This window comes from Corallococcus llansteffanensis (genome assembly GCF_003612055.1).
Taxonomy (GTDB): domain Bacteria; phylum Myxococcota; class Myxococcia; order Myxococcales; family Myxococcaceae; genus Corallococcus; species Corallococcus llansteffanensis.
In genome coordinates, this window is record NZ_RAWB01000589.1 from 1 (window position 1) to 6099 (window position 6099).

4 protein-coding genes are annotated in these 6099 nt (G+C 70.4%); all 4 read right to left on the minus strand.

The features are described from left to right. The coding region (locus D7V93_RS35845; RefSeq protein ID WP_120647638.1) for a MupA/Atu3671 family FMN-dependent luciferase-like monooxygenase at positions 1 to 1397 on the minus strand (1397 nt) is incomplete at its 3' end. A gap of 20 nt (positions 1398 to 1417) precedes the next feature. Next, the gene (locus D7V93_RS35850) at positions 1418 to 2905 is read right to left on the minus strand and encodes a phytanoyl-CoA dioxygenase family protein (protein WP_120647639.1); all 1488 of its coding nucleotides are present in this window, start codon (positions 2903 to 2905) and stop codon (positions 1418 to 1420) included. 95 nt (positions 2906 to 3000) lie between these two features. Next, entirely contained in the window at positions 3001 to 5343 is a 2343-nt protein-coding gene (locus tag D7V93_RS35855; RefSeq protein WP_158623938.1) for a M20/M25/M40 family metallo-hydrolase, read from the minus strand. Further along, on the minus strand, positions 5276 to 5746 hold the full coding sequence (locus tag D7V93_RS45410) for a TauD/TfdA family dioxygenase (RefSeq protein WP_279636978.1): 471 nt from the start codon (positions 5744 to 5746) through the stop codon (positions 5276 to 5278). The genes D7V93_RS35855 and D7V93_RS45410 overlap by 68 nt, the downstream gene beginning before the upstream one ends. Positions 5747 to 6099: the final 353 nt, after the last annotated feature.

Here is a 6099-nt window from a genome sequence, read left to right on the forward strand (position 1 = left end):
GCCTCCGCGCCCCCCGCGAGCACGGTGGCGATCAACACGACGAAGCAGTTGTCGAGCAGCGCCGGGTGCGCCTGGTAGCGGCCCAGGTCCGCGCGCAGGGACGCGGGGATCTCCAGCTCCGCGAGCGCTTCATCGGAGCGACGCCACAGCCGCGAGATGAGCCGGAAGCTCGGCCCGGAGTCCCCTCCGGCCTTCAGCAGGCGCGCATAGAACGCCTCGCCCACGAGCACCTCCTCCGCGCGGGACCGCAGCTCGTCCAGCGAAGGCGCCGCCGGAGGCGCTTGCACGGCAGGCGCCGTCACGGGAACGAGCCGGCTCCTCGGAGCGGCCGCGCACAGCTCGCGCAGGCGCAGCAGGGAGTGGAGGCCTTCGAGCACCTCGCCCGGCTCGTCGACGAAGTCCACCAGACAGGCGATCTCACCGACGCCCAGCGCCGTGAGGTTCCGCACCAATGGGACACACTTCTCCGGCGTGCCGAGCAGGGCGTGTCCCGAGAACAGCCGCTCGAACTGGTGGTCGACGAGCGCCTCGATGTCACCCTCCGCGAGCCGGGACAGGTCCATCGCCCTGCCGCGGCTGTGGGAGCCCGCCTGGAGCAGGGGCGCGTTCGCGAGCAGGTAGCGACGGAACGCCGGGCGGGCCTGGGCGCGCACCCTCGCTTCGTCCTCCCCGAGGAACGTGTGCAGCATGACGGTGACGGTGCCGCCGTCCTCGGGAAGCCCCACCCGCTGCCGGCCCCGACGGTAGGCGGCGATCCTCGCCGCCAGCACCTCCAGGTCCTGATCCACGAGGTGGGTGAGGATGTTGGTGCCCAGCGCCCCCGCGGTCTCGAACGTCGCGGCGGTGCCCGTCGACGTGAGCCAGATGGGCAGCGCGCGCTGGAGCGGCGTCGGGAAGATGCGCACCTCATGTTCGAGGCCATCGCCGCCGGGCAGGCTCAACGGCTGACCGCTCCACAGCCGCCGCACCGTCTCCACGCCCTGGAGCATCACGCGGTGCCGGTCCTCGTAGGCCTCGGGCGCGAGCGCGAAGTCCCCCGGGTGCCACCCTGAAGCGAACGACGCCACCACCCGTCCGCCGGACAGGTTGTCCACGACGGAGAGGTCCTCCGCGATGCGCACCGGGTGGTGGAGCGGCACCACGATGCTCCCCGCGCCCAGCCGCAGGTTGCGCGTCTCGCGCGCCAGCGCCGCCAGCAGCAGCGAGGGCTGGGGGAAGAGCCCGCCCAGGGGGGTGAAGTGACGTTCGGGGACCCAGATGCCGCGCAGGCCCTGGGTATCGGCGAAGCGGGCCGCGTCGAAGAGCAGCCGGTACTTGTCACCCCGCCCCTCGCCGCTCGCGAAGAAGGACAGACTCCAGTCGACAGCAGGGCCACTGCTGGGGCTTCGCGCGTTCATGTCGCCATCCCTGTTCGAAGTCAGACCGCGGAGCGACGTCCCGCGCGTACCGCATCACTTCCCGGCTCTGGCAGGGCCATCACGTCGAGTCGGAGTCTCAAGCTGGCGTGGAGCTGCCAGGGACCGGCGCCCTCCGCGGGGCGGCTGTGCACGCGCACCGCCGCGCCCTCGCCCTCGCGCTGGAGCGAGAGCTGGATCCGCCGCGCGGCGTCCTCCTGGAGCACGAGCCCGTGGTGGTACTCGACCTGTTCGACGGAGACCGGACGGCGGCCGAGCACCTCGCCCGCCGCCGCCAGCGCCATCTCCACGTACGTCACCCCGGGGATGAGGACCGACCCGAGCACCTTGTGGTCCCCGAGGAAGGGCACCGTCCGCGCATCCAGGCGGTTCTCCCAGCAGTGGAGCCCCGGAGCATCGGCGCGGTCCAGCAATCGCTCTCCCAGCAGTCCATGCGCGCGCGGCGCCAGGCCCGCGGGGAGCGCCCCACCTTCCTCGTGAAGACAGGCATTGGCGCGGTTGAGCTTCCGGCCCGACAGCAGCACGCAGCGGTGCCGCGTGATGTCCAGGTTCGACCCGTCGATGAAGTCGTCCCGCAGGCGGCCGGGGTAGACGAGCGTGTCCGACGTCGTCACCCGACAGTCGATGGCGATCCGGCTGCGCGTGGTGTCGTTCGGAAGCGACGCGTGCATCGTCCGCTCCGTGAAGATGACGAAGTCGCCCTTCTTCATCGTCAGGGTGACGACGTCCTCCGCCGGTGCGTCGAACGGAAGCGTGATGGCGGCCTGGAGGCTGGACAGCCAATTCCTGACATAGGTCTTCAGCGCGTCCCGCGACAGGAGGTGGGCGTCGATTCCGTCGAACATCCGGGACGTGTCGATGTCGAGCACCAGCCGGTTGTCCCGGGCCCGCTCCACCAGCGTCGCCACATCGGGATCGCCGATGAAGGGATCCTGGAAGAACGCCGAGTCGACCATCGGCACCATCCGGATGGGGAAGCGCGTCTTCTGCGAGCCCCGGACGAAGCGCAGCGGCCCGTTCTCCGGAGTGATGTCGTCGAGCGCCACCCAGACCGTGAGGTTCCACCAGTCCCCGCCGACACTGGTGGGGACAAGCCCCGGGCGGTCGTTGCCAATCTCCTCGCCGTTGAACCAGCCCCACTCCTGATGCCAGCCAATCTCCCCGTCCCCCGGCGCCTTGTGGAAGACCTTCGAGCGCCAGAGGAGCAGGTCCTCCCCCGCGAGCTGCTGGAGGCGCCGGACGATGGCGGGGTGCGTGAACAGGCGCATCGCGAGCGGCGACACGAGGTGCCAGTCGCGCACCGAGAACCGCCCATAGAGCGGGTGGCTCCGGCGGTTCGACACCAGGTCGTCCAGCTCACGCCTCAGCGCGTCGATTTCGTCGATGGGAAGAAACCGCGGGAGCGGTCCGACAAACCCATCCCGTTCAAAGTCACGCTGCTGCTGCTCCGATAGAATGAATTCCCACGGATGCTGCCCCCCGGCACGCATACTGATCCTCGCAGGTAGGGGCAAAACGCTAACAGGCCGTTTTCCATGCCGCTAATGGCCAGACGGGCAGCTCTCTGTCCATCCCCATACACTGCTCAGAAGCGGAAGCGCTGCGAGTTGAAGGTCGAGCCCGCCAGGTAGAACGGCACGCTCATCAGGTCCGGGGCCGCGTGCGAGCCCGGCAGCGAGTAGGTCCGGTCGATGACGCGCAGCTCGATGGGACGCGCCTCCGCCAGCTCGAGCACGAGCTCGAAGCCTTCAGAGGGAACGCCCAGGTAGCGGAAGCCCCACGGCTGCCGTTCGTTGGACAGGTGGGGCGGTGACTCCACGACGTCGCGCCCGTCGATGCGGGCCCGGACGACGGTGGCCTCCGAGGACACGAAGACGGTCAGCTCCGGGGCCTGTCGCGGGGAGCGGACCTTGAATCGCAGACGTCGTCCGGGGCCCACCGGCTCCTCGTGAAGGAGCTCCACGGTCGGAGCTGGAAGGGACTCCACCGGAGCGCTGCCGGCCCGGGTGACGGAGTCCGAGTCATAGGGGCTGAGGACGCCCGGCCCCGGACGCGCGGTCTGGGATGGGAAGAGGCGGGCCTGGGCAGGAGGCGGTTCGGCATCCGTGGTCAGCCACCAGGCCTGTCCCGAAGCCTGATCCACCGCGTACGTGAGCCCCGTGGGCCGGGGCTTCTCCGCCGAAAAGCCAGCCCTGCCGAGCGCGACGCCCAGCATGGCCACGCCCACGAAGGCCAGCAGCCCGGCGGGGCGGAAGGACCGGCCCGCGCCCAGCAGCTCGAATTGGGGCAGCAGCGCCCCCATCAGCAGCGCCACCGCGGCAACGGCCAGGAAGCCGCGTTGCATCTGGAGGGCGACGAACAACAGGAACGGGGCTGGAACGGCGACGGCAATCACAGGCACCGCGGCGAGCAGCAACACCCCGAAGGCCACGAAGGAGCGTCCGGTGCGCCGGGCCCACGACAGGGCCACGAACCCCGCCAGCGCGCCCGCCAGCGGCCACGCGAAGAAGTAGCTGGCCCCGGGAGCCAGCACGCTGGACGCCGCGAGCCCGACGCTCCAGGGGACGAGGGCGCCGAGCGCCACCTCCTCCGGCCCCCGCCAGCGACGCAGGAGGCGGTACAGCGCCGCGGTCACACCCGCGCCCGTCCCCGTGAGCCCCAGCCGGTACCACGTCGCCTCATAGGGGTCCCGCATCAGCACCAGGGACGGATCCACGCGGCGAAGCACGAACAGCAAGGCGCCCGTCGCGACCGTGGTGATGACGATGATGGCAAGGAAGCCGAGCGCGCTGAGCGCGATGCCCCGGAAGGTGACGGCTCCCGAGCGTCGGGCGCGAAGCGTGACGGCGAGGTGGGCCAGCACGATGAGCGCCGCGAAGGGAAGCGCGAGGTAGGCCGGGTAGCGGACCATCCGGCCCAGGAGCACGTCGAAGAAGACGGCGTCCTCGGCCGGAAGCTGGCGCAGGTCGCTGTCGCCGAACGTGCGCCCCAGCGCGAGCGCATACATGCCCAGGTGCTGCACGCTGCGCAGGTCCAGCTGGTCGAGCCGGTCCTGTGCCGTGTGGTAGTGCGACGGGGAGTCGGAGAAGCCGACGTTCATCCCTGGCACGCCCGCCTCACGGAAGACGCGCAGGTCGGTGGAGTGTCCGAGCCGGCGAGCCACCTCCTGGACCAGCGAGGACGCCACGGGCCGGGGAACCGACTCCGCGAGCGCCTGGATGAGGCGGGCGTTGCCCTTGCTGGTCTCGTACACGACGGCGGCGCCGCTCGTGCCACGGGAGTCGAAGTTGAGCACCACGCCCACGTCACGGGCCCACGGGTGCTGCGCATGGAACGCCTGGGCGCCCAGCGCGCCGGCCTCCTCCGCGTCGGTGAAGAGGAAGATGACATCGTTGCGCAGCGCCCCCATGGCCTGCATCGCCCGGAGCGTCTCCAGGAGCACGGCGACCCCGGCGGCGTCGTCACCGGCCCCGGGGCTGTGCGGCACGGAGTCGTAGTGCGCCATGAGCAGCACGGCGCCGGTCGAGTCGGTCCCGGGCAGGCGCGCCACCACGTTGTCGACGTGCGCGGCGTCGTAAGGGAGTCCCCACCACGTCCCCACCACCGATGTCGACTGTACCTCTGCCTTCAAGCCCAGCTCGGAGAGTCGGCGCAGCAGGTACTCGCGGGCCTCGCGGTGCGACGGGGTGCCAGAGGGGCGGGGCGCACGCGTGAGGACCTGGAGGTCGGTGCGAGCACGCTCGGCGGAGAACTGCTCGGGGGCGGCCTGCGCATCCACGACGCGGGGCGGGGCCATGTCCCACAGCTTCAGGACGACGAGCAGCAGGAGCCATGCGCCCAGCAGGAGCCGCCAGGAGAGGTCAGAGCGAGCAGGGGTGTCGGTGGGCTTCAGGTCGTTCACGGGCGGAGCAAGGGAGGTGCTGTTCACGCACGCTGTCTGCGGGTGCGACGAACACCTTGCGCTCGCCTACATACGGGCAGCGGCTGTGCGCGACCAGCATGTTGTCGACGACGAGCACCTCACCGCGCGCCAGGGTGACGCCGACGGACTCCCGCTGAAGCACTTCACCGATGTGAGCGACGGTGTCATCGCCGGGTGTGGAACCGTCGTCGGCGAAGACGACGTTGCGGGGAAAGGACTCGGGGCGGGAGAGCAGATGCAGCAAGGCCTCGCGCGTTCGAGCCACCAGACAGGACGGGGGGTGGAACTGGAGCTGGTTGAACCAGGTCGGCTCGCCAGTGCGGTCATGGCGCACCAGCGTGGGAGCGTCCGCCAGATGCGCAGGCCCTGCGTGTCGCGCCATTCGAAGGCGATGCCATTCGCGCGGCAATGCGCCTCCACGGCCGCGCGGTCACTGATGCCAAAGAAGCGGGACCAGGGGACGTCGAGGTGGGGCAGGAAGTTCCGGATGTACCGAAGCCGCCTGTGAGTGAAGGCATCGCGCACAGAGGGGTCCAGCGAGCGGAGCACCCGGCGCCCATCCACCAGCCGGTTCTCGCCGCCCTGCACGTCGCCTCCATGCTTCTCTGGCTGCGATAATCAGGGACAGCCCCTAGTCCTACAGTTGCAATTTGAATCGAGCCCCTCGGGCTCGGTAGTGACACCGCATGGCTACGGCTTGGTGGTGGCGCCGCCAGCGACTCCACGCCAGGACGTGCGCGAGCGGAGCGACCGCACGCCACA

What these genes read in the sequence shown, in the direction of transcription:
- D7V93_RS35850 (WP_120647639.1), bottom strand. Translation starts at nt 2,905, where the DNA reads ATGCGTGCCGGGGGGCAGCATCCGTGGGAATTCATTCTATCGGAGCAG.